Below are 26,331 nucleotides of genomic sequence, written 5' to 3'. Positions count from 1 at the left end.
TTTAGGAGGAGCAACATGATCAAACAACAGCTTATCCGGCTCAGCAAGCGCTGGCAGGGCTGGCTTGCCCTGGCCATTGGCTTTGCCATAATTTTCCTGCAGGCCCGGACTATCTCATCTGCAAATGCACATTTTATCAACAGCGCATATGTCCATTTAACTGGTTTTGACTATACCGGGCTCGGCAGCCGCAGCTATTATGTTATTTTACCTTTAACTGCTGCCTTATCTGCCGGCAGCACCATTGCTGAAGATAAAAAGCAGCACTTTCGCGAAATGCAGCTCAGCCGATTTCCATTAAATAAATACTTTGCCAGCTGTTCAGCAAGTTCTTTCATTTTTGCTGGTTTAATCGCGATTTTGCCGCTCATTTGTGAGGGGATCTTTTTCTTCAGTCAATACTCCCTGGCTCCCTTATCCCGAAAATATGAATTAACGCCAATCAACCCTGGCGGCTGGAGCGCAGATCTGTTCTACACTCATCCAATTGTTTTCTGGCTGCTCGGCTTGCTTATCGTCTTCATTTTTGCAGGTCTCTTGAGTCAGCTATCACTCATTGCTTCAGCTTTTGGTCTGCGCAATGGATTGGAAGTCATCGTTCCTTTTGCTGTCACGCTGACCAGCAGTATTCTGCGCGACTTCAGCGGTTTTGAGCCGCTCTCTATTCCCAGCATTATCACCCCAACATTCAGCAATGAATATCCCTTCACGGTCTTTGGGCTTATTGTTTATCCCATCTTGATCATTGCCATCGTTTGGGGTGGTTTCTTAATAAAGGAAAGAAACGATGTTCTTGATTAAACAGCTCTTAATCATTCAAAAAAGGCGGCTGCTGATCATCGCAGCCGCCTTTTCGCTTCTCCTGCTTGCCCTCCTGTTTGCCGAACCGGCCGGCTCTTCTGCCAGCCTTCAGCTACTGGAAGCCAACCTGCTTTTTCCAGTAATTTCTTTATTCAGCGGTTTAACAGCAGCATTTTTTCCATCAAAAAATGACCCATTGGCCCGGGTTCGCTGGAAAAGTCCTAAATGCTGGCTGACCTGGAAGCTGACTTGGCAATTGCTCATATCATTTGCTTGTGCAATTTGGTCAGCCTTACTGGCAGCCATTGTTTTTTCCAGTAGCGGCAAGATCGAATTAGCAAGCAGCCTGCTTTCCGCCTGGCTGCTGTTGCAAAATCTTTGTTTAACGCAAAGCATAATTCTGGTCATCTGGCTGCTCATGCCACACGGCAATTTATACCTGCTGACTTGCCTATGCTATCTGGCGGCCTGGCTTTTCTTCATGTCAGCTTTCTCCAAAAACTGGCTGAGCCTGCTGACCGGAACAGCCTTTGCTGGCCAGCCGCAAATCTTGTTCTACTTTAGTTGCTTGGTCTGGGGCATAATTTTGCTGCTATGGTTCTTAGCTGACTATCTGCTTAGCCAGGAGGAAATCAAATGAGACTTCATTTTTATAATCTGAAGCGGCGGCAACTCCTTTGGGCAGGCATTTTGTTTGCCTGCCTAGTCTGGAATTTAGCCAATCCATTTTCCGGCAACCGCAATCCATTTGACGTAATGCAGCTGCCCGATCTGACCGTTATCAGCGCTAATCTGGCTTGGATTAGCTACTATGCCCTGGCTGAATTGCTACTCTTGCCGGAAATGAAGAGCTGCCTACTGCTGATTAATCCTTTTGTTTATGTCAGGCAGGCTGACCGACGGCGTCTTTTTCGAGCCAGTCTAATTAAAATGCTCTTGTTTACAGTTAGCTACAACATCCTGTTTTCACTAGCCCTGCTGTTCTGTTCCGGCTTGACCACTTGGATGCTGCTTTTGCAGATTTTGGTGCCAGCTAGTTTGAGCCTTTTGGCTTTCAACCTTCTCTTAACCAGTCTATTGCTGCTTGGCCGGGACTATGCCTTGCCGATCACCATTGGCTGCAGCTTGGCTATCATTGATCTTGTAAGTAAGAAAAATTTGCTTTTGCTCGCCAATATCGCTGCTTTTTCCTACTTCTTAGAATTAATCGTGATATTAACCTTGGCTGCTGTTCTTTATTACATCAACCTGCAAACAGAACTTCTGTAAATCAAACGAAAGGGAAAAATATGTCATACCTTACTCTCAATCATGTTTCCAAGACAATTAAGGGCCAGCCCGTCTTAAACGATATCAATTTGTCAGTCGAAAAGGGCGAAGTTGTTGCTTTCACTGGCGACAACGGTTCTGGTAAAACCATGCTTTTACGCGCCATCTTAGGCTTTGTCAAAAGCAGCGGTGAAATCAGTTTAGCTGGTCAACCAGTTCGCTTTAACGAGCAATTGCCAGTAAACTGCGGTGCAATCATCGAAACCCCAAATTTTATTCCTCACTTGACAGCACTAGAGAACCTAAAATATCTCGCGGCCATCAACAATACCATCAGTGAAGCTGAAATTATTGAAAGCATGAAGATTTTCGCCTTGGAGCAAAAAAAGGACTCTAAAGTAAAGTCCTTTTCCTTAGGCATGCGGCAAAAGCTGGCCATTATTCAAGCTGTTATGGAGAAGCCTGATCTGCTGCTTCTGGACGAACCAACGAACGGCTTGGATGCTAAAGCTATCCAACGTTTTATCTCTTTGATCAAAGAAATGCAAAAGCAAGGAACAACTACCCTTTTGGTTAGTCATGATCCTCTGTTATTGCAGAATTTACCGCAAAAAATTTACCACTTGACGGATGGTCAATTAGACTCAAGACCGAATTAAAATCCCTCTTCCCGCAGGGCAGAGTACAAGCTGGCAGGATCAGTCTGGGCAAAAATCCGGCTGAGAGCTGCTGGTTCAGCCTGGCTGAGGAAGGTCATGGTTCTGGCTAAAAGTTCAGCCTGGCCGTCCGCCTTTTGGTCCAGCAGCATGAAGCAAAAGCCAACTGACAATTCGCGGCTGGGATCGACCATGCTCTTGAAGCTGACCGGGGCCAGCAGCTTAATGGGAACGACCCGCTGCTCTTTGACAAAGCAGCCTTCCGTGTGCGGAAAAGCCAGGTTGGGGAGACCCGGGGTCAGATTGCAGCTGGCCAGGCCGGTCGGAAAATCCTCTTCTCTGTCCACCACCTGGTCTAAAAAGCCGGCCGCTACCAGGCCCTGCTCCAGCAGCTTTTTGTAGACTTGGGCAAACATGTCAGCCCGGTCTTCGGCCCGCAAAACAAAACAGCTTTCCGCTTTTAAGAGTTCTTCAGTCACTTTTAGTCCGCCCCTTTTTTCAAAAATACAACTACTTTTATTATAAGCTTTCTGCCGCTGGGCAACTTGGCTGATGCTTAATTTTTGACTAGTCAGCCGGGGCGGAAAATGGTAAAGTTATTCTAGAAAAAGAAACACAATATCTCGCAACGGACATGAAAGGAATACAAGATATGCCAAAAAAGACGATCTACTTCGGTGCCGGCTGGTTCACTGACCGCCAAAACAAAGCCTACAAGGAAGCCATGGAAGCCCTCAAGGAAAACCCAACGGTTGACCTGGAAAACAGCTACGTTCCCCTGGACAACCAGTACAAGGGCATCCGGGTTGACGAACACCCGGAATACCTGCACGACAAGGTTTGGGCTACGGCCACCTACAACAATGACTTGAACGGGATCAAGACCAACGACGTCATGCTGGGCGTCTACATCCCTAACGAAGAAGACGTCGGCCTGGGCATGGAACTGGGTTACGCCTTGAGCCAAGGCAAGTACGTCCTTTTGGTCATCCCGGACGAAGACTACGGCAAGCCGATCAACCTCATGAGCTGGGGCGTCAGCGACAACGTGATCAAGATGAGCCAGCTGAAGGACTTCAACTTCAACAAGCCGCGCTTCGACTTCTACGAAGGTGCCGTATACTAAAAACAACTATATCTAACAAAAAGCCTGCCTTCCGCAATTTTGGAAGATAGGCTTTTTCTCTTTATACTTATTATTCTTCCCAGCGAACTTCCCCGTTCAAGTAGGTCTTCGCCAGGGACATGTCATCTCTCAAGATCAAAAAGTCAGCTGGCAGGCCCGGACGAATTGCCCCACACTTGTCCAGGAGCCCTTGGCTGCGGGCCGGGTTATAGCTGGCCATCAACACAGCCTCTTCCTTGCCGGCCAAGCCCCAGTCAACCAGGTTCTTCACCCCGTCCTTCAGCTGCAAGACGCTGCCGGCCAGGTTGTCGCCCTCCTTCAGGCGTGCCATCCCGTCTTTGACGTATACGGGCAGTTCACCCAGCATGTAGTCGCCATCCGGCATCATCCCAGCTTCCATGCAGTCAGTGATCAAAACAATATGGTCCTTGCCTTTAGCCGCCAGCAGGGCCTTGATAGCGCTAGGCGTGACGTGGTGGCCATCGGCAATCAGTTCGTTGTCCATGTTCTCCAGTGCCATGGCCGCGTTGGCAATGTTTGGCCGGTTGTGGGAGAAGTCCGGCATCCCGTTAAAGGTGTGGGTAAAAATCGTTGCCCCAGCCTGCGCGGCTGCCTTAGTCTGGTCGTAGCTGGCGCTAGAGTGGCCCAGGGCTACCTTGACTCCCCGGCTGACAGCATAGCTTACGAAAGCTGGCGTTCCTGGACGTTCTGGGGCAAGAGAGATCTTCTTCAGCATCCCCTTTGACGCTTCCAGCCACTTGTCCAGTTCTGCCGGGCTTGGGTCCATCATGTATTTTGGATTTTCCGCTCCCGCGTGTTCTTCCGTGAAGAATGGCCCTTCAAAATGGATCCCTTGAATCTTAGCCCCGCTCTCTTCTCCCTGGTGAGCAGCCAGCATCCGGCAGACTTCTGACAATTGCTCGCTCGACGCGGTCACTGTCGTTGGCAGCCAGCTGGTTACCCCGGCGCTCAGCAAGGCTTCAGACAAGCGGTTGATCCCCTCCCAGTCGCTCTTCATCACGTCTTCTTTGATGGAACCATGGATGTGGGTGTCGACATAGCCTGGTGCCACGCTAAAGCCGGTGTAGTCCACCGCGTCCGGCACTTGGCTGCCTTCTGGCAGGTAGGCCCCGAATTTACCATCAACAATCTCTAAATAGCCGCCTTTTTCCCGGCCATTTGGCAGGTAAAATTGATCAGCATGAATGTAATAGCGCATTTTTTCTCCTTAGTAAAACAATCTTTTTCTCTTACTATTCTTAACTTTGTAAGTGCTTTAGTCAATGATTTGCTAAAAAATGAGCAAAAATAAAACTGCCTGTTTCAGGCAGTTAAAGATCAGCTGTTGGATTCTTTGAAGAAAAAGCCCTGCGACCGGGTCAGGTCTTCAGCAACTCTCTTCTGCTCATCCGTCAAATTGTAAAAACTTAGCCGCAAGCCGCCTTCAAAGAGCATCAATGCCAAATTGTCATAATCCTGCAAGGCAATTTTTAAACCAAGTGTTTCGTTCACGCAAAAGTGCTTGATGAGCTTGCTCAAGTCCTGGTATTCTAATTGGCTTAAAAGATCTTGATGACGCAAGGAGTTCAGCCAGTCATCACCGTAATCTACATCATACAAATAGATTTCCGCGTCATAATAGCTGACTAGGCCCAAAATGATGAAAGAAAGCTTTTTAGAAAAAGATTTATAGTACTTTTCTTGGATAAATGACTCAAACTCATCAAATTTATCATTTCCAGCTTGAAAGGTTACAGGAAAGAAATCAAGGTAATACCACTTACCTTCATTCTCTTCGTCATCTTTCGCCAGAATATCGTCTAGTTTATTTTCCAACAATTCTACCACCCGCTAACCCAAAGATAAACACAGGCAAAAGCCCAGCCGAATCAAAGTCAAAAGTAAGATGATCAGCCAGCTCTTCCGTAGTTAGTTACACCATTTATATCACATTTTTGTTTACACCAGTAGTGATCCAGCACATCTTTTAGCATTAATATAATCTATAATATATCATTGAAAGTCGTCACAATTTAAGGCTTCATAATATTTGTTAGCCAGATAATTTAAGGAGCAATAAACTACTTCTTTTCTACAAGGTAATCGTCTGTCTCCTGGTTACCCAAACTGGTATAGGCTATTTTTTCCAATTTACCGGCTTTTTGGCTATAATTAGATTAGATATTTCATGACATAAAGGAAAAAGATTATGACTGCAGACCTGCAAAATTCAAGACATCAATTAGGAAGACTGGTTGGCGTCAATAAGCGTGAAAATTACTATGAGCTTCATTACGCGACCGGCGAGATCGCCCGCGTCTACTTGATCGCTAATGGCATCTTCCGCTACTGGCTGGATCCAAGTCAAGAATTTGCCGAAACTGACGACATGCTGGTCAAAGGCATCGAGCCCGACCCGCAATGTTTCGCCCGGGCCACGGCCCACGCGACCAGCGACATGTTCATCATCACCACTGGCAGCTGCAAGTTGATTTTCCAGCAGAAAACCGGCAGCTTCAGCATCTTTGACGAGTCTGTCCACCGGCCGCGGATGGTCCAGGCTTCCGCCCTCGAACTGAGCGGCAAGCACAGCATCGAAATCCTGAAGCAAGGGCAAAACGAATACTACTACGGCGGCGGGGTCCAAAACGGCCACTTCAGCCACAAGGGTGAAAAAATCACCATCAAGACCGACGGTATCACCGGGGCTGACGGCGTTCTGGCCGCCGTGCCTTTCTTCTGGACCAACGCCGGCTTTGCCGAACTGCGCAACACGACCGCGACTGGCCACTATGACTTCGGCCGGCAAAATTCCCAGCTCACCATCCTCAGCCACCGGACCCCGGTCTTTGACAGCTACTATATAATAGGAAACTCTCCGCAAGAATTGCTGTCCAGCTTCTATTATTTGACCGGCAAGCCCTTCATGCTGCCCAGCTACGCCCTCTCCTTCGGCCACCTCGGCAACTTCCTTGATGGCTCCTGGCAAGAAGCTGACGGCAAGGGCCATGAAGCAGTCCGCTTTGAAGACAACCGCTACTACTCAAGAAAGACGGAAAACAGCGGCCGCCTGCCTAGCCTAAACGGGGAAAAGGACTACCAGTTCTCCGCCCGGGCCATGCTGGACCGCTACCAGCGCTGGGGCTTCCCATTATCCTGGATCATCCCCAACTACGAAAGCCAAACTGCCGCTAAGCCCGATGACTTTGCTGCCTTTGCCAGCTATGCCCAAAGCCGTAACTGCCATCCAGGCTTCTGGAGTGAAAAGGGCCAGCCTTTGGCCCACCACAGTGAATTTGCCGCGGTCGACGACCCAAGCAGCGACTTGACCGCCGTCAATTCCGACCTGGCTAAGGAAAATCCGAAAGCCAAGCCCCTCACCCTGGTCCGCGACAGCCTCCTTCCTTACCAAAGCCAGGCTGCCCTGGCCTTCGGCGATGTCAGTGGTGACTGGTCCAGCATCAAAACACAAATCTCTACCTTATTAGGTGCTGGTTTGTCTGGCCTCCCCTTCATCGGGGCCGCTGCCGGCGGCAAGCACGGCCAGGAAAATGCCCAAGTTGCCGTCCGCGACTTGGAATGGAAGACTTTTACCCCGCTTTTCTTCGCCATCGACGACCAAAGCCCCCTCAGCAAGACGCCTTTCGCCTTCAACAACAAGGTCTCCCGGATCATGAAGGCCTACCTCGGCTTGCGTGAGCAACTGAAGCCTTACCTTTACGCCCTCAGCCGCCAGGCCCAGGACGGCCTGCCCCTGGTCCGGCCCCTGCTTATGGCCTTTCCGCATGAACAGGTTGGCTACGGCCGGGACTTTGCCGATGAATTCATGCTGGGTGACCAATTGCTTGTCGCGCCAATCGTCAACGGCAAGTCTGACAATCAGGGCATGAGCGTCCGCGACCGGATCTACCTGCCCGACAAGCAGACTGTCTGGATCGACCTCTTTACCGGCGACCGCTTGATGGGCGGCCGGGTCTACAACCGGCGCAAGTACCCCCTTTGGCAATTGCCCGTCTTCGTTAGAGGCGGCAGCATCTTCGACCTGGATAGCCGTCGCTTCGTTCTCTACCCGCAAGGCGACGCCACCATCAGCACTTACAGCGACAACGACCAAAGCGACTACAAGCACAACAGCGCCCAAACCGTTATCCGCACCCATGTGGCCGACAGCAAGCTGCGCGTGATCATCGAACCGACCACCGGCTACTACCCGAACATGGCCATTAAAGAGCAAACTTTCCTTTATATATACTGTGACCAGCATCCAGATGAAATCCAGCTCCGGGCCGGCGACGAGGAAGTCGTTACCTTGACCGAATACGGCACGCCGGAAACCCTGCAAAGAGCCAAGGAAGGCTTCTACTACGACAACAAGTTCTGCTGGCCGGAAGGCTTCAAGGACTTGGGCGCAACGCCTCGCCCGGCTTTGATCATCAAATTGCAAGAGCGGGATATCAAGCAGGAAAAGCTGGAAATCCTGGTCAACAACTTCCGCTTCGCCAATGAGCAGCTGGTTCACCAGATAACCGACGCCGCCCTGCCCCTGCCGGGCAAGGTTGAAGTCGACCGCGACAAGATCAGTGCTCACTCTTTGACAGTCAAGTGGGCCCAGCGGACGCCTAGTGTCCAGATCGAATTAAACGGCCTGCTCTACACCGGGATCAGCGGGAACATCTTCACCTTCACTGACCTGGCCGCCAACACTGGCTACCGGTTGCGCCTGCGCTATGAAGCTGGCTACAAGGTATCCGAATGGTCCGACCTTTTGCAGGTTAAGACTAAGCGGGACCCGCGGGACTTTATCATCTCCAATGTCAAAGTCACTTCCAGCCAGGAAAGCGCAAGCGGCCACCAGCTGAAAAACCTCCTGGACCGGCGACTGGCAACCGACTGGCAAAGCGCGGGCAAACCAAGCGAAGACCAGCCGCTGACTTTGACCTTCAGCTTCCCGGACCAAACAGAATTAAACAAGCTGATCTACGTGCCAAGAGCCAGCAGCCGGGATGGCCGGCCTCTGCGGATGCGGGTGGAAATCTCCACCGATGGGGAAAACTTCACCAGCTACGGGACTGACTACCAGTTCAACAGCGACTGCAAGAACAAGGTCATCGGCCTCAGAGGGGTCAGCGCCAAGGCTGTCCGCCTCAGCATTCTGGAAACGACCGGCGATTACGCTGCCGCCAGCGGCATCGACTTCTACCGGCCCCTTAAATAAACAGTGATTTTCAATATTTTTAGACAAAAAAACAGTGGAAAGCTTCGTAAAGAAGCTTCCACTGTTTTTCTTTAATCGAATCCGAGATATTCTCAGATTCTTTTCGCTGAGAAGGCAAGGATTGAATGAAATGTTGTTCGGGTTTATATGTTAACCCTTGTCAGCACCTGCAGTAATCCCACTGACGTAGAACTTCTGCATGATGATGAAGAGGATCGTGATTGGGATAGCGATGATGACACAGCCGGCCACGAATTGGGCGAAGTAGGTCGTCGCGCTCCCCTTTGAAGAAGAAAGCATGTTGTACAGACCATACGCGATCGTGTAGGTCTTTGGGTCACCTGAAGTTGAGAGGATGATCCCGGAGAAGATGAAGTCTACCCATGGTGCCATGAAAGTCGTTAAAGCTGTGTAGACGATCATTGGCTTGGAGAGCGGCAGGCCGATCTTAGTGAAGACCTGCCATTTGGTTGCACCATCCAGTTCAGCTGCTTCATCCAGTGACCGCGGGATAGTGTCGAAGAAACCCTTGGCAACGTAGAAGCCAAGGCCGGCACCACCGACGTAGACCAGGATCAAGCCACCCAGGTTCAGCATGTTCAGCCCCTTCAAGATGTAGTAAAGGGCGATCATGGACATGAAACCAGGGAACATGCCCAAAACCAGGGCAATCTGCAGGAATGGCTTGCGGAGTCTGAAGCGTAAGCGGGACAGGACGTAAGCAACCGAGATTTGGAAGAAGGTTGACAGAGTGGCGGAAATGATGGCCACGAGCAAAGTGTTGATAATCCAGTGCAGGTATGGGAACTGGGAGTTGGTAAAGATCCCGATATAGTTCTGGAAGGTCCATTTTTCAGGGAAGAAAGTTGAGATAAAGCCAGTGTCATTGTATGAGAAGCTGGCCAAAACGATCCAGAGGATGGGGATCAGCCACAAAATTGCTAAAATCGTCAGCAATAAATATCTGAAGAAAAGGGATACTTTTCTCTGGTTAGAGTAAGACTTCAATTTTATCCCTCCTTAAACGCAGTGGTGTGACGGTAAGCGATCAAGGAAATCGTCGCACTCAAGATGAAGATCAAGATGCCCAGAACGGCTGAGGCGTTGTAGCGCTGCTGCTGACCGAAAGTCAGGTTGTAGAGCCAGTTGACCAGAAGGTCGGTTGAGCCGGCACCGTTGTAGTTGTTGTTCATTGGCTTACCACCAGTCAACAGGAAGATAACGTTGAAGTTGTTGATATTGCCGATGAATTGCTGGATCAAGGACGGACCCATGACAAAGAGGATCTGCGGGAAGGTAATGTTGTGGAAAATCTGGAAGGCGTTAGCCCCGTCGATTCTCGCGGCTTCAATCTGGTCTTGTGGCAGGTTTTGGATAATCGCCATGGAAACCAACATGGAAACCGGAATACCAATCCACATGTTGACGATGATAACCGTCAGCCGGGCTACCCAAGGGGCAGCTTCATTGTCGATGAAGTGAATCGGCCCTGAGATCCAGCCCCAGTTTTGCAACAGGGTGTTCAAAGGCCCCTGCGCGTCCAGGAATTGCGCGATCAGCAGCAAGGAAACGAATTGCGGTACGGCGTAAGCCACGATGAAGATCGTCCGCCATACTTTCCGGTGCTTGATCCCCTTGGATTCAATCAAGAGGGCCAGGAGCACCCCACCTAAGAAGGTGGTTGCCGTGGCAGCTACGGCCCAGATCAGGGTCCAGCCCAGGACAGGGAAGAAAGTCCCGGCCAGGTCCCCGCTCAAAACATTGCCGAAGGCCTGGAAACCAGTCCAGGAGAAACCAATCGGGTGCTGGCGGTCGTAGTTGGTAAAGGCCATCGAAATCATGAAGACAGTTGGCAAAACAGTGAAGAGGAGAATCCCCAGCACAGGAATGAACATTAAGGTCGCGTGCAGGCGGGAGTCCAGCAGGCTGGCCAGTTCTTCCTTGTTGGTGGCAATGTGCTTGCCATCACGCTTCTTGATGTAGTTGGCCCGGGTTGAGCGCAAATTGGTGACATAGAGGCAGATGAAACCGATGACCAGGAAGAGGGCCATGATCCCGAAGAGGAGGATCAAGACTGAGTTATCTGGCTGTTTGGTCACGTAAACGCCTTGTGCTTGGTCAAAGACAACCTTCTTGGTCTTGTTTTCCCCAAGGTTGCTCAGCATGCTGAGGGCACTGGCCCCGCTAAAGATGAACCAGACCAGGAAAACAATTTCACTGATCAGCAGGCTGAGACCCTTGGCCCACTGCTTATTCTTCAGGGCGCTGGCGCCCATGAAGAAGAAGGACAGCTTGTCAGCCGCGTCCCCCTTGGACCAGACTTCTTTGTAGCTGGCTTTCGGAGGAACATGTCCTTTTCTTTTAAACATTTTTCATTACTCTCCTTCTCAAGCTTAATTAAAGTTCTTGCTGCTTAATTAAATTACTTTTGAGAAATCTTCTTTGAGAACTTGGCAAGTTGTGCCTTGTATTGGCTGGCCTTGATCTTGCCGTCGTAAGTACCGCTGATCAGAGGAGCTGCACCGTCCCAGAAGGTTGCCATTTGCGGCAGCTTTGGTTGCAGAACTGAGTTGCCTGGTTGTGCCATTTCGATAACTGACTTGGCAACTGGGTCGTTTTGTACGGCACTTGAGTTAACAGCGCTCTTCAAAACTGGGATTTGACCAGCCTTTTCGTGAGCGATCAATTGTGACTTCTTGTTGGTGATGTAAGCAGCCAATTGTGAAGCGGCCTTGGCGTTTGAAGTGTGGGAGTTAACCGCGAAGCCTTCGATACCCAGGAAGGCTTCCAATTGCTTCTTCTTGCCGCCGACAGTTACAGTTGGGTACTTGGCAACAGCGAAGTTCTTGCCCAAGATCTTCTTGATGTTGGCAGCATTCCATGGACCGTCCATGATGGCGTCAGCATTGCCCTTCTTCAATTGGTTCAAAGCGTTTGAAGTTTGCATTACGCCCTTGTTGCTCTTTTGCTTAGCAATCCAAGTCAAAGCGTTGACACCGTTTTGGCTGTTGAAAGTTGACCCCTTCAAGCTTTCACCGCTTTCCCCGTACAGGGTAGTGCCAGCTGAGAAGAAGATTGGCCACATGGTGTAAGCGTTGGTGAAGTCAGTAGCCAGAACACCCTTGGAAGTCAAAGTGTCCCAGTCCTTAACGTCATTAGCTGACAGCTTGGACTTGTTGTAGTAAATCGTGTCGGCTTGTTGCGCGTATGGGTAAGCGTAAACCTTGCCCTTCCAGGTAACACCCTTGGAAGCCTGGCTGACATAGTTCTTCTTGATGTTGGCAGTGTCACTTGGTGACAGCGGGTTGATGTAACCAGCGTTTGCCATTTGGCCTAATTGGTCGTTTGGAACTTCAAAGACGTCGGCTGCTTTGGAAGCATCCTTACCAACGTCAGTCTTGGCGTTAGCGGAACCGTTAGGACTTTGGGTAACCTTAACGGTAATGTTTGGATACTTCTTGTGGAAGTCCTTAACAATGTCCTTGTAGTAAGATACTTGTTCAGTGTCTACCCACAAAGTCAATGATGCCTTCTTGTCGGCAGTTGATGATGAACTATTGCTGCTCTTGGAGCATGCTGACAAACTCAAGGCAGCCAATACTGCCGCGCTGCTCAAAGCAGCCTTTTTAAAGAAACTCATTTTTTCCTCCTAAACAAACAATTGTTTATTTTTTACATCACCTTGCAGCCTTTAGCTGCAAGTTGATTAGCTGAATTAATTTTTCTTAAGCGTCCGATATTTGCTGGAATTAATCGGTAATCGTTACTTGCGTTTCCTTGTCAAAGAAGTGAGCGTTGTTCAGGTTGAAACCTGCCTTGACGCTGTCACCTGGCTTGTGGAAGTCACGGGCGTTGACAACGCCGACGAATTCGGTCTTGTCAACGTTCATGTAGAGCTGACTGGTTGCCCCCAGCAATTCGGAAACGACAACCTTGGCAGAAACGACTGCTTCCGGCCAGGTTTCCAGGAAGGCTTCTTCCATGTGGATGTCTTCCGGCCGCAGGCCCATCACAATAGCCTTGCCGTTGTAGCCCTTGGCATCCAGAACCTTGGCCCGGCCTTCCGGCACCTTGAGCTTGATGCCCTGGCCGTCGTCGATGTAACCGTCCTTGTAGGTCACGTTGAAGAAGTTCATCTGCGGTGACCCGATGAAGCCGGCAACAAATTGGTTGGCTGGCTTGTTGTAGACTTCCTTCGGCGTCCCGATCTGCTGGATCCGGCCGGCGTTCATGACAACGATCCGGTCAGCCAGAGTCATGGCTTCAGTTTGGTCGTGGGTAACGTAGATGGTGGTCGTCTTCAAGTTCTGGTGCAGCTTGGCGATTTCCGCCCGCATGGAGACACGGAGCTTGGCGTCAAGGTTAGACAGTGGTTCGTCCATCAGGAAGATCGGGGCGTCACGCACGATCGCTCTCCCCAAGGCAACCCGCTGTCTTTGCCCACCGGACAAGTCGGCTGGCCGCCGTTCCAGCAAGTGGGCCAGGCCCAGGACTTCAGCGGCATTCTTGACCCGCTTGTCGATTTCGGCCTTGTCGTAGTGACGCAGCTTCAAGCTGAAGGCCATGTTGTCGTAAACCGTCATATGCGGGTAAAGGGCGTAGTTCTGGAAAACCATGGCGATGTGGCGGTCGCGGGGAGCCACGTCGTTCATGACCTTGCCGCCGATTTCCAAAGTCCCTTCAGTAATATCTTCCAAGCCGGCAACCATCCGCAAGGTCGTTGACTTACCACAGCCAGACGGGCCGACAAAGACGATGAATTCATGGTCGCCAATGTGCAGGTCAAAGTCTGAAACTGAGTAGTCATCCGCGTTTGGATACTTCTTGTAGATGTGATTTAAGTTGATTTTTACCATTTTTTCTTACCTAATTCCCTGCTTCAAAAACTTTCTCAATCTCGGTCAAATCCAAGGCGCTGGTTGAACCAACGATGTAGTCGGCCCCCTTCAAAACGATCGGATCGCCAATCCCGACCGCGAACTGGCCGGCCGCCTTGATGGCCGCTACGCCTGCTGGCGCGTCTTCAAAAGAAATTACTTCATTCTTCTCCAAACCAAGCAGTTCCTGGGCCCGGATGTAGATTTCCGGATCCGGCTTGCCGTGCTTGAGGGTAGCCGGGTCAACCCGGGCATCAAACATGTCTGCAAGTCCCAGCTGCTTCAAGATCAAAGGAGCGTTCTTGGAAGCTGAGGCCAGGGCCAGCTTCAGCCCTTGGCTCTTGGCCTGCTTGAGCAGGTCGTCCATCTTTGGCAAGATGTCGGCCCGGGTCATGTCCTTGACCGCGTTCACGTAAGCCGCGTTCTTCTTGGCTGCCAGGGCTTCTTTTTCTTCCTGGCTGTAGTCATTTTCCTTGTGCCCGTATTCCAGGATGATTTCCAGGGAATCCATTCTGGACAAGCCGCGCAGCTTGTCACCGAATTCTTCCGGCAGTTCGATCCCGATACCGCGGGCCAGGTCTTGCCAAGCCTTGAGGTGGTAGACTGCTGAGTCAGTGATGACCCCGTCCAGGTCAAAAATTAATCCTTTAAGCATTGGCTTTGTCCTTCTTTCAGAGTTACTTCTTGGTCCCAAACCTTGACTGGCAAGTCTTCACCAGAGAGCAGGGTCAGCTTGACTTCCTTGTCCTTTTCAACCGCCAGGGCCAAGATGCGGCCGCGGTAGTTGATCTTGAAGCTGTAGCTGGACCACTTCTTCGGCAGGAATGGGGCAAAGCTGATGCCGTCTTCGTTGTAGCGCATGCCGGCAAAGCCTTGCACGATGGCCAGCCAGCTCCCGCTCATGGAAGTGATGTGCAGGCCGTCAACCGTGTCGTTGTTGTAGTTGTCCAGGTCCAGGCGGGCAGTCCGTTCGTAGAATTCAACCGCCTTGTCCTGCTTGCCCAGTTCAGCAGCCAGGATGGCGTGAATTGACGGGCTTAAGGAACTTTCGTGAACCGTCATTGGTTCGTAGAAGTCGTAGTTTCTTTCCTTTTCTTCCTTGGTGTAGTGGTCGTTCAAGAAGTAGATCCCTTGCAAAACGTCGGCTTGCTTGATGAACGGTGACCGCAGGATCTTGTCCCAGGACCAGTGCTGGTTCAGTGGCAATTGGTCAGCCGGGATGGTGTCCTTGCTTCTGAGATCCTTGTCCAGGTAAGTGTCGTGTTGAACGAAGATGCCTAGTTCCTTGTCTTCCGGCAGGTACATCCGGTCGACGATGTCTTGCCACTTGGCCAGTTCTTCGTCAGTTACCTGCAGGCGCTTCTTGGCTGCTTCAGTGGCCAGTGGCCAGCGTTCCAGGGTGTAGCCCAGAAGCCACTTGGCCATGGTGTTGGTGAACCAGTTGTTGTTAACGTTGTTTTCGTATTCGTTAGGACCGGTTACCCCGTGGATCATGTATTGGCCCTTGCGCTTGGAGAAGTGGACCCGGTCAGCCCAGAAGCGGGCGGTTGAAACCAGGACGTCCATGCCTTCATCCTTAACGTAGGAGTCGTCGCCCGTGTAGCGGGTGTATTGGTAGATAGCGAATGGAATGTCCGCGTTCCGGTGGATTTCTTCAAAAGTGATTTCCCACTCGTTGTGGCATTCAATCCCGTTGAAGGTAACCATTGGGAAGAGGGCACCCTTCAAGCCTTGCTGGCGGGCGTTGTGGAAGGCACCCGGCAATTGTTCATGCCGGTATTCCAAGAGGGACTTGGTAACTTCCTTAGGCGCTACGGCCAGGTACATTGGCACGATGAAGGCTTCAGTGTCCCAGTAAGTAGCACCGCCGTACTTTTCACCGGTAAAGCCCTTCGGCCCGATGTTAAGGCGCGGGTCACGGCCGTAGTAGGTCATGAAGAGCTGGAGGATGTTGAAGCGGATCCCCTGCTGAGCGGCCGGATCACCGTCAATCGTCACGTCACAGCTTGCCCAGCGCTTGTCCCAGACAGCTTCATGGTCGGCCAGGTTCTGGGCAAAAGTCTTGCTGGTCAATTTGGCCATCAATTCGTCAGCCTTGGCGGCTTGTTCTGCATCAGCCACGTCCCGGCTGGTGATGACGATGACGTCCTTTTCCAGTTCCCAACTTTGGCCGCTGGTCAAAGTCTTAGCGAAGCTTTCGCTGACTTCACCGCTGGCCGTTGTCACATCGCCGGAAATGACTTCGCCGTCTTCCCGGGTAACTTCCTTCAAGAGAACCGTGAATTGCGGGGTGCCGAAGTTGTTCGGCTTGGTCCGCAACTGGATGCTGCGGCCGTTAGCATCTTCATTTAAGGCATCCCAGAAGCCTTCTTCGTAGTTGCTGTCTTCGTTGACCACGTTCCCGTTCAAGCGGCTGGCAATCTGCAGGTCAGCCTCACCACTGAGGACAGTGGCCTTGACCTTGATCAAGGCAGCTTCCTTGATGACGGAACTAAGGAAGCGGGTGAAAGTAAATTGAACCCGGCAGTCCTTGCCTTCATAAATAAAACTTCTTGTGAGCAAACCTTGATGCATATCCAGGCTCAAGCTGAAGTCACTGATTTCATCAGTTGCCAGGTCCAGCTTGTGGCCGTTGATGGTCACTGGCAGGTCAATGAAGCTTGGGGCGTTCAAGGTCTTGCCGAAGTAGTCCGGGTAACCGTTCTTCCACCAGCCGACCCGGGTCTTGTCCGGGAACCAGACGCCGGCGTAGTAGGTGCCTTGCAGGCTGTCGCCGCTGTAGCCTTCTTCAAAGTTGCCGCGCAGGCCCATGTATTCGTTGCCGATTGAAGTCATGCTTTCTTGAAGACGCTTGTCTTCTTTTGAAAAGGTATGACTGGTCAATTTCCAAGGATCAATTTCAAAAATTCTTTTCATCGCTGTTCTTCCTCGCTCAAATCATTCTGTAATCATTATCAACTAACATGCAAACGCTAACAAGCGTTGTTTTTATGTTACCGTTAACAGCTTCTATTTCACACTCAGAACATAGCCCTTGCTTGCCAGCTGGCCGGCTTCATAGCCCCGGCTCAAAGCGGCTTCCGCGCTTAAGCTGACAGCTTGCCCGGTCGTGTTGAACCAGCCTTCGATCGTTTCCTTGCCGGTCCGCTTAACATGGATCAAACCGTTTTCTTCAACTTCCAGCCAGGTCTGCCCCTTGCTCAGGCTTTCCCAGTGCTGGCGGCGGAAGGCGATGATCGCTTGAACTGCCTGCCAGACCGGACTGCCTGCCTGGCTCCAGTCCATTGGCTTGCGGCAGTCAGGGTCGTTGTCCCCGCTCATGCCCATTTCCGTCCCGTAGTAGATGCACGGAGAACCGGTTTGCATGAAGGTGAAGGCCAGAGCCTGCAGGGCCTTGTCTTCATCTTCACCGGCCACCGTCTTGATCCGGGCAGTGTCATGGGAGTCCAAAACGTTCAGCATGGCTGAATTGCTCTGCTCTCTGTATAAGAAGAGCTGGTCGGTCAGAAGTTCGGTCATGGTCTTGGCGTCCTGCGTCCCCTTAAGGAAGTGGTCGGAAATCTGGCCGGTGAATGGGTAGTTCATGGTGCCGGAGAATTCATCCCCGTTCAACCAGGACTGGCTGGAGTGCCAGGACTCGCCCAGGACGTAGAAGTCCGGCTTAATGGCCGTAACAGCGGCCTTGAACTTCTTCCAGAATTGGTGGTCAACTTCGTCAGCCACGTCAAGCCGCCAGGCATCGATATCAAATTCCTTGACCCAGTAGGTCGCGATCGTCAAAAGGTAGTCCACGACTTCCGGGTTGGCGGTGTTCAATTTCGGCATGTGCTTTTCAAAAGCAAAAGTCTCGTAGCTTGGGTCGGCCGGGTCATACGGTTCAACCGGGAAGCGGTTGATGTGGAACCAGTTGGCAAAGCGGGAATCCGGGCCGTTTTTCACGACATCCTGCCACTGCATGGAGGAGTCGCCCATGTGGTTGAAGACCGCGTCCAGCATGACCTTCATCCCCCGGGCGTGGGCTTCGTTGACCAAGCGGGCAAAAAGCTGCTTGTCCCCAAAGTCCGGGTCGATTTCCAGGTAGTCGATCGTGTCGTACTTGTGGTTGGAGCTGGCCTTGAAGATCGGACAGAAGTACAGGCCGTTGATGCCCAAGTCCTGCAAGTAGTCCAAGTGGTCCAGCACCCCTTGCAGGTCACCGCCGTAGTAGTCTTGCCGGCCTGGGTGGTCGCTTGGATTCCAGTCCTTAACGCCCTCCGGGTCATTGCTCTTGTCCCCGTTGGCAAAGCGTTCCGGGAAGATCTGGTACCAAACCGTTTCCTTGACCCAGTCCGGGCTCTTGGTCATGTCAACCGCGTGGAAGTAAGGGAGCTTGAAGTAGTTGTTTGGGTCTTCATAAGTTTCCTTTTCGTTCTTTCTGAAGCCCCGGTCACCGTAAACCCATTCCTCGCCGTCTTCACCGTGAATTTCAAAGACGTACTGGGCCCGGTGCAAAGGCAAAGTCACCGTCGTTTCCCAGTAGTCGTTTACTTGGCCGTGGCCGGCCAGGTCCATGGCCTGCTTTTTCAAGTTGGTCAAGGGTTCGTGGACGTCGCAATAGTGGACGTAGACGGCCTTGACGTCGCGGCCCGTGTGCAGGCGCAGCTTCATAGTCTCCGTCGTCACCAGGTAGCAATCTTCGCTTTCAGGTCTGTGTCTAACTGCTGCTGTTTGCATTTTTTCTGTTTCCTCGCTAAAAAATCATCATCACGTTGGTTATTGCTTGTTACTTGTTTTATTGCTTATTTTTTCTTTTGCAAAACTACCCCGGCAAAAGGCATCAAGGTCAGTTCCTTGCCCTGCAGGTTGCTGCTGCCGGCGGTTAAGACCGGAGTCAGTTCTTCTGGCAGGGTCAAGTGCTCCTTCTTGGCGCTGAGGGAAACGACCACTAAAGCCCGGTCATCCCCTAAATCCCGCTGGTAGACCAGGAGGTCTGCTTTGGTATCCAGCAGGTAGTAGCTGCCCTTGGTAAACAAAGGCGTCTGCTTCAATTTCAACAGCTGCCGGTAAAAGTTGAGCATGCTGGCTGGGTCCGCGTCTTCGCTGGCCACGCTGACCTTGTCCCGGCTTCTGCCCGTCAGCCAAGGCTCAGCAGTGCTAAAGCCGCCATACTGGCTGCCGTCCCAAGGCATTGGCCCCCGGGCCGGCAATTTGTGGGTCTGGCTGGCCATTTCCAGGGCTGTCTTTTCGTCTACCCCGGCCTCGCCAGCTTCCTTGACGAAGTCAGCCACCGTCTCATCGGCAAACTGGTCTGCATGATCAAATTCCAGGTTGTGCAGGCCTAATTCTTCCCCGTAGTAGATCACCGGGATCCCCCGCTCCAGGTACATGGCCATGGCCAAAGACCGCTGCTGGACCGGGGTCTTGGCGACCCGGGTGGCCAGGCGGGCCATGTCATGGTTGCTCCAGTACAGGGTCGGCGCGGCTGACAGGGTCTGCTGCCAGACAGTCTGGTTTTGCTTGAAGGCCAGCCAGTCAAACTCTTTTGGTTGGTATTGATCGCTGAAGTCCGGGTTAACGGAATCTTCTTTTTCCGTAAAGTAGCGGAAGGTAATGACTGAGTCCATCAAATTCCGCTTAGGGTCGGTGTAGTCGACCGCCAGGTTGATGCTGGCGCTGGCTGCTTCCCCCAAAAGCAGGAGGTCCGGAAATTCTTCCCGCAGGCGGGCACAGAAAGGCGCCAGCCATTCCTGCACTTCCGGCCGGTTGGCGAAAAAGTCTTCCGCGATGACCGGCTTATCGTCCTCACTTGGGTAAGACTGGCGCAGGTCAGCCTTGGCGATGTGGATGAAGGCATCCAGGCGCAAGCCGTCGACCCCCTTCTTGAGCCAGAACTCGGCCGCCTTGAACATTTCTTCGCGGACAGCTGGATTCTTCCAGTTCAAATCTGGCATTTCCTTGGCAAAAAGGTGGAAGTAGGACTGGCCCGTTCCGGCCGGGTCTGCTGCCCAGCAGCTGCCGCCAAAGAAGCTGCCCCAATTGTTCGGCCGGACCCCGTTTTTACCGGCAAAAATGTAGTAGTCCCGGTAAGGGCTGGCCGGGTCACTGACCGCGGCCTTGAACCAAGGGTGCTGGTCAGACGTGTGGTTTAAGACAAAGTCCATGATCAGCTTGATCCCGGCCTGGTGCAGGTCAGTGACAAGTGCTTCAAAGTCTGCCATGGTCCCCATGACCGGGTCAATCTTGTAGTAATCGCTGACGTCATAGCCGTTGTCAACACCCGGTGACTGGTAGATCGGGTTCAGCCAAACCGCGGTGATGCCCAGCTGCTTTAAGTAGGGAATCCGCTGACGGACACCGTTTAAGTCGCCGATGCCGTCGCCGTTGCTGTCTTGAAATGATTTCGGGTAAATCTGGTAAATAATGGCATTCTTTTGCCATGCATCCTGCTTAGTCATGTTTCTTTTTCCTCCAGTAAAAATTTAACCAAATAAAGGTTAGCGCTTACAAGCCTGGCCTGCCTGTTATCGGTAACAAAAGGCAAGCAAAAAAGCATCCCTAAGGATGCTTCAGTCACTATTTGGTTGATTCGGCCTCGCTCAAGGTCGGTTCGATAAAGACCTCCCCTTGCGGCGCGCCGTTTTGGGCAATTTTTCTTAAAATGAGTTCCGCCAGCTTCTCGCCGATCAGCCAGAGGTTTTGCTTGACGGTCGTGATCGTCGGCGATGACACCCGGTCTAAAAGGACCCCGTCATAGCCGATCACGCCAAAGTCTTCCGGAATCTTGGCTTCCGCCTCCACCAGGGCCTGGATGACCCCCATGGCAATCCGGTCACTGCCGCAGGCAAAGCAGGTGTTCTTGGGAAATTCACCCAAGTGGTCCTGGATGAATTCCCGGGCCGCGGCTGAGCTGTTTTCCACCCGGAAGACGCTGGGAATCTTCTTATTTTGCTGCATGGTGTTGACATAACCAGCTTCTCTGGAAAATTCAAAAGCCTCGCGGACATCGATGCCGATAAAGACCACATTCCGGTAGCCCGCCTTCAAGGCATACTTGGTCGCCATGGTCTCACCCAGCAGGTTGTTGGTGTCGACAAAGTCGTAGCCGCCCCGGTTCTCGCCAAACAGGACGAAAGGCTGCTTAAGCTCGTTGAGCATACTGTAGTCGCTAGTCCTAGCTCCGGTGATCACGTAGCCGTCAGCCGCCCCCTGGTCCAGCTGGCTCCCCTTCAAGAGCAGCTGGAGGGAATAGTTCTGCTTCTTCAACTCCGTCGCCATGCCAAACAAGACATTGGTAAAGTAAGGGTCGGTATCGTCGACGTCTTCTAAAATCACGAACTTCACCACGCTGGTCTGGTTCTTGGCCAGGGCCCGGGCCGCGTTGTTGGGGTGGTAGTTCAATTTGTGCATGGCGTCTTCAACAACGACCTGCAGTTCCGGAGCAACCAGTTCGGGGTGGTTGATCACCCGGGAAACGGTCATCTTCGACACATGGGCCTTGCGAGCCACATCTTCTAAAGTAGCAGTTCTCTTCAAGCAAATTTCCTCCCATCAAGGATTCTAGTCTAACTTTTCCTTCTCACTTCCTATGCTAGATTCTAACACAAAATAACATATTTTTTGTAAGTTAAAAAATCCGCTTTCAAAAAATAAGATTATCTTTTTTATATATTAACTAATCTATTTATTTTTCCACCCGGCAGAGAAAGGCCGCGTAAGGCGGTAAGAGAGCCTTAGTCAGGTCTTCCGGGACAGGCCCGTTAGCCAGAAGGACCTCCTTGATCTTATCCGGCAGGGAGACTTCCTGCTCCTCGCCAGTCAAGTTGCAGACGACTAGCCACTTATCTTCCGCGTTTTCCCGGTGGTAGGCCATAACGGCATCTGCCGTGTCCAAAAGTTCAAAGGACCCATCGGTCAAGATCCGTTCCTGGTGGCGGAGGGCAATCAGCTTCTGATAGAAATAATAAATTGAATCCTGGTCATTCAATGCATTTTTTACGTTTATTTCCTGACAGTTAGGGTTAACCGCCAGCCATGGCCGGCCGCTGGTAAAGCCGGCCGAAGCTGAAGCATCCCACTGCATTGGGGTCCGGGCATTGTCCCGGCCCCGGGCATTGATGGCCTTGATCAGGTCTTCCTTCTTCCAGCCCTCTGCCAGCCGCTCCTGGTACATCCGCCGGGCTTCGATGTCTTCTACCTCATCGATAGCCGAAACCGGGCAGTTGGTCATCCCGATTTCCTCACCTTGGTAGATGTAAGGAGTCCCCCGCAAGCCATGCAGGAGAAGGGCCAGCATCTTAGCACTGCGCTCGCGGTACTGCTGGTCATTGCCGAAGCGGGATACGATCCGGGGCAGGTCGTGATTGTTCCAAAAGAGGCTGTTCCAACTGTGGTTAAAGTCCAGTTTCTGCCACTTGGCCAGGACATTCTTCAAGTCGCCGTAGTCAAGGGGCTTTGTGTCCCACTTTTCCTTGCCGGCCTGCTTGTCCAGTTCCGTGAATTCAAACTGGAAGACCATGGACAGTTCCTTTCTGTCCGGGTCGCTGTACAGGGGAGCGTTGTCTAAAGTTGCCCCCCAGGTTTCCCCGACCGTCAAAAAGTCCCGGTCGCCAAAAGTCTCCCGGTGCATTTCCTGCAGGTAGTCGTGCAGCTTAGGGCCGTTAGCGGTAATCTCTTCTTCCGGGACCTTGCCGATCAGCTCGATCACGTCCATCCGGAAGCCCCCGATCCCCTTGTCAATCCAGAAGTTCATCAAGTCGTAGACCTTCTGCCTTAGGGCCGGATTCTTCCAGTTCAAATCCGGCTGCTCTTTGGCAAAAAGGTGGAGGTAGTACTGGCCGACCTGGCCGTCATATTCCCAGGCGCTGCCGGAAAAAGCCGATTTGAGCTCATTGGCCTTGTCCGCCCAGACATAGTAGTCGTGTTCCGGAGAGGATGGATTTTTCCGGGCTTCGATAAACCAAGGGTGCTGGTCAGAGGTGTGGTTGACCACCAGGTCCATCACGATCCGGATTCCCCGCTTCTTGGCCTCACTGATTAATTCTTCCATGTCCGCCATGGTCCCGTACTGGGGGTCAATGGCTTCGTAGTCGGCAATGTCATAGCCGTTGTCCACGCCTGGTGACTTGTAGACCGGGCAGAGCCAGATGGCGTCGATGCCCAGGCCTTGCAGGTAGTCCAGCCGCTTGATGATCCCCCGCAGGTCGCCGACCCCGTCGCCGTTTGTATCCTGGAAGGACTTGGGATAGATCTGATAGATCACGGCCTGCTTCCACCATGGTTCTTGCTTTTGCTTTTTTGTCGTCATTTTTTCTCACACTCTCATATCAAAAATAAAGCGCTGTCATTTTTTCCTACAAGCTTAGTATAGAAAAAGTTCCCACAGATGCAAGCAGTTACCGCTAACCAAATAAAAAAGGCCTGCCTAAGCAGGTCCTTTTAGCAGCTCTTTTAAGCAAATTCAGTTACGTCCTTAACGTCGTAGCGAACAGTGTCTGGAACTACTTCACTTGCGTCTGGCTTACCGATAGCAATCGCCATAACAGGTACATATTGTTCAGGGTCAAGGCCAAATTCAGCAGCTGCCTTGCTTGAGTCATAGCCAGCCATTGGGTTGCTTTCGTAACCGTGTTCACGGGCAACAAGCATGATTTGCATGGAAACCAGCGCTGAGTCAACCATTGAGTCAGCAAGCAGCATTTCGCGGCTGGCATGTTCGTATAGCGGCAAAAAGTTGTTCAGCGCTGCATCACGGGCTTCAGGAGCAACCTTGCCAGATTCAACCATCCCGTTCCAAAGGTCACGGTACTTGAGATAGGACTTGGTGTTACCGAAAACAAAGATAATGGCGCTAGCGGTATCAACCTGCCGCAAGTTGAACTTCATAAAGAACTTGTGGAGCTTTTCCTTGCCTTCTGGAGTGTCGATCACGACGAAGTGCCATGACTGCAGGTTGCATGCACTTGGAGCAGAGATTGATTCATCCAGAATCTCCGTTAATTCTTCACGGCTAATCTTTACACTAGTATCGAATTGGCGAATTGATTTTCTGTTTTGGACGATATCTTTAAAGTCGTTGTTCATTGTTCATACCTCTTATTTAAAATCGTACTAGTCTGCTTTCTTTTCCGCGAATAAGCTAGCGTTAGGATCGTGGGTAACATCTGGCAAACTAGCCAAAACTTCAAGATTTGGTGCTACATTATCGACCACATTCTTGGCCCGACCAACAATCAATGGGTTAGCTCCCTTGTGGGTAAGAATGTAGAATTTGTTTTCTTCCAGGCACTTAAAGATTTCAGCTTTAACATCTTCCAGCGGCATCCCGGTAGCAATATCCTTTTGTGCCGCTGCCTGGCCAATCTTGAAGGCTTCACTCTGGTAGTATGGGTCACCAGGTTCAGCGTATTTATCTGGGCGGTATTCTTCTGAGTGGTCCAGATTCGTGTGAACGAAGGCAGGACAGAAGACATGGAGGTGAATCTTGTCCTGCTTTGCCAATTGCAGGTCATAGGCAGTCGCTTCTGTCATCCCCACAACCGCAAATTTAGTCGCATAGTAAGCTGGCATGAGCGGACTGGTAACCAGACCGGCCAGAGAAGCAACGTTGATGATATCACCGCCATCTTCCTGCTTCATCATGATTGGCAGAACTTTTCTCAGTGAGTAAACCTGACTCATCAAGTCTGCGTGAAGGATCCATTCCCAATCACGAACGGGCAGTTCCCAGATTGGTCCAGGTACTGCAACACCAGCTGAATTGACCAAAAGATTGATCTCACCATAAAGTTCAATGGTCTTGTCAACGGCATCATCAATCTGGCTTTCTTCAGTAACGTCAACCCGCAGTGACTTTACTTCGGCTTCCTTGCCCAGCCGTTCAGCAACTTGCTTGAGGCTTGCTTCATCCTGATCCAGCAGCATGAGCTTCATCCCGCGCTTTGCGGCTTCTTCAGCGATTGCCATCCCAAAGCCGTGGGCCGCCCCGGTAATCAGAGCTACCTTGTTCTTAAACTCTTGCATTTTATAGCGCCTTTCTGTTTTGAAGACGCTTACTTGAAAAACTTTACGTTTCGATTATAAACACATTGCTCAGCAAATCGCAAGAGTAAAAATCAAATTTTTTTGATAAATTCTGCCAGCACTGGTTTCGGATGCTTGCGGATATAGAGGCCATAATGCCCCTCATATGGCACCGCCAGTGGCCTTGATACATAGGGATAGCACATCTGCGCCATCGACTCTGAGACAATCGTCAAGTAGCCCCGATAGATGGCTGTTGAAAAGAAAGAAGCATCATACACATCAAAAATATGCAGCTTAATGCCAGGATAATTATCCTCCAGGTAATGCAGGACCTTGTCACTGGTCTCAGAGATGCCCTCTTTTTCAAGGGCCAGATCCAACCCGCTCAAGTCTTCTGGACTGATCTCACTTTTCTCTGCTAATGGATGGTCGGCTGGCAGAGTTACCACTAGTGGTTCATTTTTCAATGGGTGGAAGGTAAAATCCGGATCAAAGACCTTATTGATCTCATAATACTCAACTAAATCAATGGCGACCGGCAACTTACGGACAGACTGAACAGCTCTGAAATTCAATTCAACCGAAGCCGAAAAATCAGCAAGCAGCTTGTTCAGCAAAACCGGGGCAACATTAGCCAGAGTACCGACCGTGAGCCGCTGGTTAAAACGGCTCATCTTTTTAGCAATCACGTTACCCAAGCTTAGAGTCTGCTTGGCCAGTGGCACCAATTCTTTGCCAGCTGGGGTCAAAAGCAAGGCATGAGTGCTGCGTTCAAACAGCTTGACCCCCAGTTCATTTTCCAGATGTTTGATCCGCTGCATGACGGCCGAGCGAGTAACAAATAGCCTACGTCCTGTTTCAGAAAAGCTCATCGTTTCACATACATCTAAAAATATTGCTAATTGTTCAAAATCCATAATCACTTTGTCCTAGCTTCGATTATCCTCAAACTTAAAAGCGCTTTTATCACCATTGTAAAAGAACTGCTGTGTAAAGTAAATGCTTTACAGCTGTCTAGATTTATGCCCTTCCATCGTGAAAAAAGTTCATGTACAATAAAGGCGTAATCGATAGCCAGCAGCCTAATAGCAATAATTTTATTCTGACGAAAGAAGTGACGAAGCGGAATTATCACGATTAAGCCAAGCTTTTCAGATACTGTAGGCTTAAAGGCTGCGAGATTATAGATCAAATGACTAGGCTGATACGCAATTCGATTAATAACTGAGATAAGTACATTTATTACAAGCTTACTGAAAAACTTTACACAAGTTGCTATTACACGATCTCTATACAGGGGGTCGTGTATTTTTGTTTATTCGATCATCTGCACTTTTTTATTTCCACCAATTCTTTGTGTAAATAAAAAAGGCCTGCCTAAGCAGG

22 protein-coding genes are annotated in these 26,331 nt (G+C 51.0%); 6 read left to right on the top strand and 16 right to left on the bottom strand.

Annotated features, from left to right (window positions below):
- The first annotated feature begins 15 nt into the window (after positions 1-15).
- The 4 genes from ACLUXO_RS06700 to ACLUXO_RS06685 are packed head-to-tail and all read left to right on the top strand — an operon-like array spanning position 16 to position 2,729.
- Positions 16-801: a hypothetical protein gene (locus ACLUXO_RS06700; protein WP_412136872.1), complete on the top strand. Its 786-nt coding sequence runs from the start codon at positions 16-18 to the stop codon at positions 799-801.
- A complete protein-coding gene (locus ACLUXO_RS06695) occupies positions 788-1,441 on the top strand; it encodes a hypothetical protein (RefSeq protein WP_412136871.1) in 654 nt (217 codons plus the stop codon). The genes ACLUXO_RS06700 and ACLUXO_RS06695 overlap by 14 nt, the downstream gene beginning before the upstream one ends.
- The gene (locus tag ACLUXO_RS06690; protein ID WP_412136870.1) at positions 1,438-2,070 is read left to right on the top strand and encodes a hypothetical protein; all 633 of its coding nucleotides are present in this window, start codon (positions 1,438-1,440) and stop codon (positions 2,068-2,070) included. The genes ACLUXO_RS06695 and ACLUXO_RS06690 overlap by 4 nt, the downstream gene beginning before the upstream one ends.
- A gap of 20 nt (positions 2,071-2,090) precedes the next feature.
- Positions 2,091-2,729, top strand: coding sequence for an ABC transporter ATP-binding protein (locus ACLUXO_RS06685; RefSeq protein ID WP_412136869.1), 639 nt, complete (start codon positions 2,091-2,093; stop codon positions 2,727-2,729).
- On the opposite strand, the gene ACLUXO_RS06680 is transcribed toward ACLUXO_RS06685, so the two are convergent.
- Complete coding sequence (locus ACLUXO_RS06680; RefSeq protein ID WP_412136868.1) at positions 2,726-3,205, bottom strand: PTS sugar transporter subunit IIA; 480 nt, start codon at positions 3,203-3,205, stop codon at positions 2,726-2,728. The genes ACLUXO_RS06685 and ACLUXO_RS06680 overlap by 4 nt on opposite strands.
- 173 nt (positions 3,206-3,378) lie before the next feature.
- Here ACLUXO_RS06680 and ACLUXO_RS06675 point away from each other — a divergent pair, with 173 nt between their 5' ends.
- Positions 3,379-3,852: a nucleoside 2-deoxyribosyltransferase gene (locus tag ACLUXO_RS06675; RefSeq protein ID WP_412136867.1), complete on the top strand. Its 474-nt coding sequence runs from the start codon at positions 3,379-3,381 to the stop codon at positions 3,850-3,852.
- Positions 3,853-3,922: 70 nt separating this feature from the next.
- Here ACLUXO_RS06675 and nagA read toward each other — a convergent pair whose 3' ends face one another.
- Together nagA and ACLUXO_RS06665 are read right to left on the bottom strand one after the other, a co-directional pair.
- Positions 3,923-5,071 (bottom strand): N-acetylglucosamine-6-phosphate deacetylase, encoded by a 1,149-nt coding sequence (nagA, locus tag ACLUXO_RS06670; protein ID WP_412136866.1) that lies wholly within the window; start codon positions 5,069-5,071, stop codon positions 3,923-3,925.
- A gap of 119 nt (positions 5,072-5,190) precedes the next feature.
- Positions 5,191-5,688 carry a hypothetical protein gene (locus ACLUXO_RS06665; protein WP_412136865.1) on the bottom strand — a complete coding sequence of 166 codons (498 nt, stop codon included), beginning with the start codon at positions 5,686-5,688 and terminating at the stop codon, positions 5,191-5,193.
- Positions 5,689-6,061: 373 nt separating this feature from the next.
- Between ACLUXO_RS06665 and ACLUXO_RS06660 the strand changes: the two genes are divergently transcribed.
- Positions 6,062-9,067 (top strand): TIM-barrel domain-containing protein, encoded by a 3,006-nt coding sequence (locus ACLUXO_RS06660; protein WP_412136864.1) that lies wholly within the window; start codon positions 6,062-6,064, stop codon positions 9,065-9,067.
- A 150-nt stretch (positions 9,068-9,217) separates the two neighbouring features.
- Here the strand turns inward: ACLUXO_RS06660 and ACLUXO_RS06655 are convergent, their stop codons facing one another.
- The 13 genes from ACLUXO_RS06655 to ACLUXO_RS06595 all read right to left on the bottom strand — a co-directional run bounded on the left by ACLUXO_RS06655 (position 9,218) and on the right by ACLUXO_RS06595 (position 25,862).
- Positions 9,218-10,075 carry a sugar ABC transporter permease gene (locus tag ACLUXO_RS06655; RefSeq protein ID WP_412136863.1) on the bottom strand — a complete coding sequence of 286 codons (858 nt, stop codon included), beginning with the start codon at positions 10,073-10,075 and terminating at the stop codon, positions 9,218-9,220.
- 2 nt (positions 10,076-10,077) lie between these two features.
- Positions 10,078-11,436 carry a carbohydrate ABC transporter permease gene (locus ACLUXO_RS06650; protein ID WP_412136862.1) on the bottom strand — a complete coding sequence of 453 codons (1,359 nt, stop codon included), beginning with the start codon at positions 11,434-11,436 and terminating at the stop codon, positions 10,078-10,080.
- 53 nt (positions 11,437-11,489) lie between these two features.
- Positions 11,490-12,707 (bottom strand): extracellular solute-binding protein, encoded by a 1,218-nt coding sequence (locus ACLUXO_RS06645; RefSeq protein WP_412136861.1) that lies wholly within the window; start codon positions 12,705-12,707, stop codon positions 11,490-11,492.
- A 109-nt stretch (positions 12,708-12,816) separates the two neighbouring features.
- Complete coding sequence (locus ACLUXO_RS06640) at positions 12,817-13,923, bottom strand: ABC transporter ATP-binding protein (RefSeq protein ID WP_412136860.1); 1,107 nt, start codon at positions 13,921-13,923, stop codon at positions 12,817-12,819.
- Between the two features lie 10 nt (positions 13,924-13,933).
- Positions 13,934-14,599: a beta-phosphoglucomutase gene (gene pgmB / locus ACLUXO_RS06635; RefSeq protein ID WP_412136859.1), complete on the bottom strand. Its 666-nt coding sequence runs from the start codon at positions 14,597-14,599 to the stop codon at positions 13,934-13,936.
- Positions 14,584-16,860, bottom strand: a complete 2,277-nt coding sequence (locus tag ACLUXO_RS06630) for a glycoside hydrolase family 65 protein (protein ID WP_412136858.1) — start codon at positions 16,858-16,860, stop codon at positions 14,584-14,586. Before ACLUXO_RS06630 ends, pgmB begins: the two co-directional genes overlap by 16 nt.
- A gap of 93 nt (positions 16,861-16,953) precedes the next feature.
- A complete protein-coding gene (locus ACLUXO_RS06625; protein WP_412136857.1) occupies positions 16,954-18,657 on the bottom strand; it encodes a glycoside hydrolase family 13 protein in 1,704 nt (567 codons plus the stop codon).
- 65 nt (positions 18,658-18,722) lie between these two features.
- On the bottom strand, positions 18,723-20,378 hold the full coding sequence (locus ACLUXO_RS06620) for an alpha-glucosidase (protein ID WP_412136856.1): 1,656 nt from the start codon (positions 20,376-20,378) through the stop codon (positions 18,723-18,725).
- Between the two features lie 118 nt (positions 20,379-20,496).
- Complete coding sequence (locus ACLUXO_RS06615; RefSeq protein ID WP_412136855.1) at positions 20,497-21,456, bottom strand: LacI family DNA-binding transcriptional regulator; 960 nt, start codon at positions 21,454-21,456, stop codon at positions 20,497-20,499.
- 148 nt (positions 21,457-21,604) lie between these two features.
- Positions 21,605-23,227, bottom strand: coding sequence for an alpha-glucosidase (locus ACLUXO_RS06610; RefSeq protein ID WP_412136854.1), 1,623 nt, complete (start codon positions 23,225-23,227; stop codon positions 21,605-21,607).
- A gap of 143 nt (positions 23,228-23,370) precedes the next feature.
- Positions 23,371-24,003 (bottom strand): nitroreductase family protein, encoded by a 633-nt coding sequence (locus tag ACLUXO_RS06605; RefSeq protein WP_412136853.1) that lies wholly within the window; start codon positions 24,001-24,003, stop codon positions 23,371-23,373.
- A 27-nt stretch (positions 24,004-24,030) separates the two neighbouring features.
- Positions 24,031-24,942 (bottom strand): SDR family NAD(P)-dependent oxidoreductase, encoded by a 912-nt coding sequence (locus ACLUXO_RS06600; RefSeq protein ID WP_412136852.1) that lies wholly within the window; start codon positions 24,940-24,942, stop codon positions 24,031-24,033.
- Between the two features lie 92 nt (positions 24,943-25,034).
- Entirely contained in the window at positions 25,035-25,862 is an 828-nt protein-coding gene (locus ACLUXO_RS06595; RefSeq protein ID WP_412136851.1) for a LysR family transcriptional regulator, read from the bottom strand.
- Positions 25,863-26,331 lie beyond the last annotated feature (469 nt).

Origin of the sequence: Lactobacillus delbrueckii subsp. bulgaricus, from assembly GCF_046938665.1 — a bacterium.
Taxonomy (GTDB): Bacteria; Bacillota; Bacilli; order Lactobacillales; family Lactobacillaceae; genus Lactobacillus; species Lactobacillus delbrueckii_C.
The sequence above is the reverse complement of the archived record's forward strand: the minus strand, read 5'-3'. Positions and strand labels throughout refer to the sequence as shown.

Bases quoted from the DNA above. Each gene is read 5' to 3' on its own strand.
- ACLUXO_RS06630 (WP_412136858.1), bottom strand. From the start codon at position 16,860: ATGAAAAGAATTTTTGAAATTGATCCTTGGAAATTGACCAGTCATACC.
- ACLUXO_RS06605 (WP_412136853.1), bottom strand. From the start codon at position 24,003: ATGAACAACGACTTTAAAGATATCGTCCAAAACAGAAAATCAATTCGC.
- ACLUXO_RS06600 (WP_412136852.1), bottom strand. From the start codon at position 24,942: ATGCAAGAGTTTAAGAACAAGGTAGCTCTGATTACCGGGGCGGCCCAC.
- ACLUXO_RS06660 (WP_412136864.1), top strand. From the start codon at position 6,062: ATGACTGCAGACCTGCAAAATTCAAGACATCAATTAGGAAGACTGGTT.
- ACLUXO_RS06625 (WP_412136857.1), bottom strand. From the start codon at position 18,657: ATGCAAACAGCAGCAGTTAGACACAGACCTGAAAGCGAAGATTGCTAC.
- ACLUXO_RS06610 (WP_412136854.1), bottom strand. From the start codon at position 23,227: ATGACGACAAAAAAGCAAAAGCAAGAACCATGGTGGAAGCAGGCCGTG.
- ACLUXO_RS06645 (WP_412136861.1), bottom strand. From the start codon at position 12,707: ATGAGTTTCTTTAAAAAGGCTGCTTTGAGCAGCGCGGCAGTATTGGCT.
- ACLUXO_RS06690 (WP_412136870.1), top strand. From the start codon at position 1,438: ATGAGACTTCATTTTTATAATCTGAAGCGGCGGCAACTCCTTTGGGCA.
- ACLUXO_RS06695 (WP_412136871.1), top strand. From the start codon at position 788: ATGTTCTTGATTAAACAGCTCTTAATCATTCAAAAAAGGCGGCTGCTG.
- ACLUXO_RS06675 (WP_412136867.1), top strand. From the start codon at position 3,379: ATGCCAAAAAAGACGATCTACTTCGGTGCCGGCTGGTTCACTGACCGC.
- ACLUXO_RS06700 (WP_412136872.1), top strand. From the start codon at position 16: ATGATCAAACAACAGCTTATCCGGCTCAGCAAGCGCTGGCAGGGCTGG.
- ACLUXO_RS06650 (WP_412136862.1), bottom strand. From the start codon at position 11,436: ATGTTTAAAAGAAAAGGACATGTTCCTCCGAAAGCCAGCTACAAAGAA.
- ACLUXO_RS06640 (WP_412136860.1), bottom strand. From the start codon at position 13,923: ATGGTAAAAATCAACTTAAATCACATCTACAAGAAGTATCCAAACGCG.
- pgmB (WP_412136859.1), bottom strand. From the start codon at position 14,599: ATGCTTAAAGGATTAATTTTTGACCTGGACGGGGTCATCACTGACTCA.
- ACLUXO_RS06685 (WP_412136869.1), top strand. From the start codon at position 2,091: ATGTCATACCTTACTCTCAATCATGTTTCCAAGACAATTAAGGGCCAG.
- ACLUXO_RS06620 (WP_412136856.1), bottom strand. From the start codon at position 20,378: ATGACTAAGCAGGATGCATGGCAAAAGAATGCCATTATTTACCAGATT.
- ACLUXO_RS06595 (WP_412136851.1), bottom strand. From the start codon at position 25,862: ATGGATTTTGAACAATTAGCAATATTTTTAGATGTATGTGAAACGATG.
- nagA (WP_412136866.1), bottom strand. From the start codon at position 5,071: ATGCGCTATTACATTCATGCTGATCAATTTTACCTGCCAAATGGCCGG.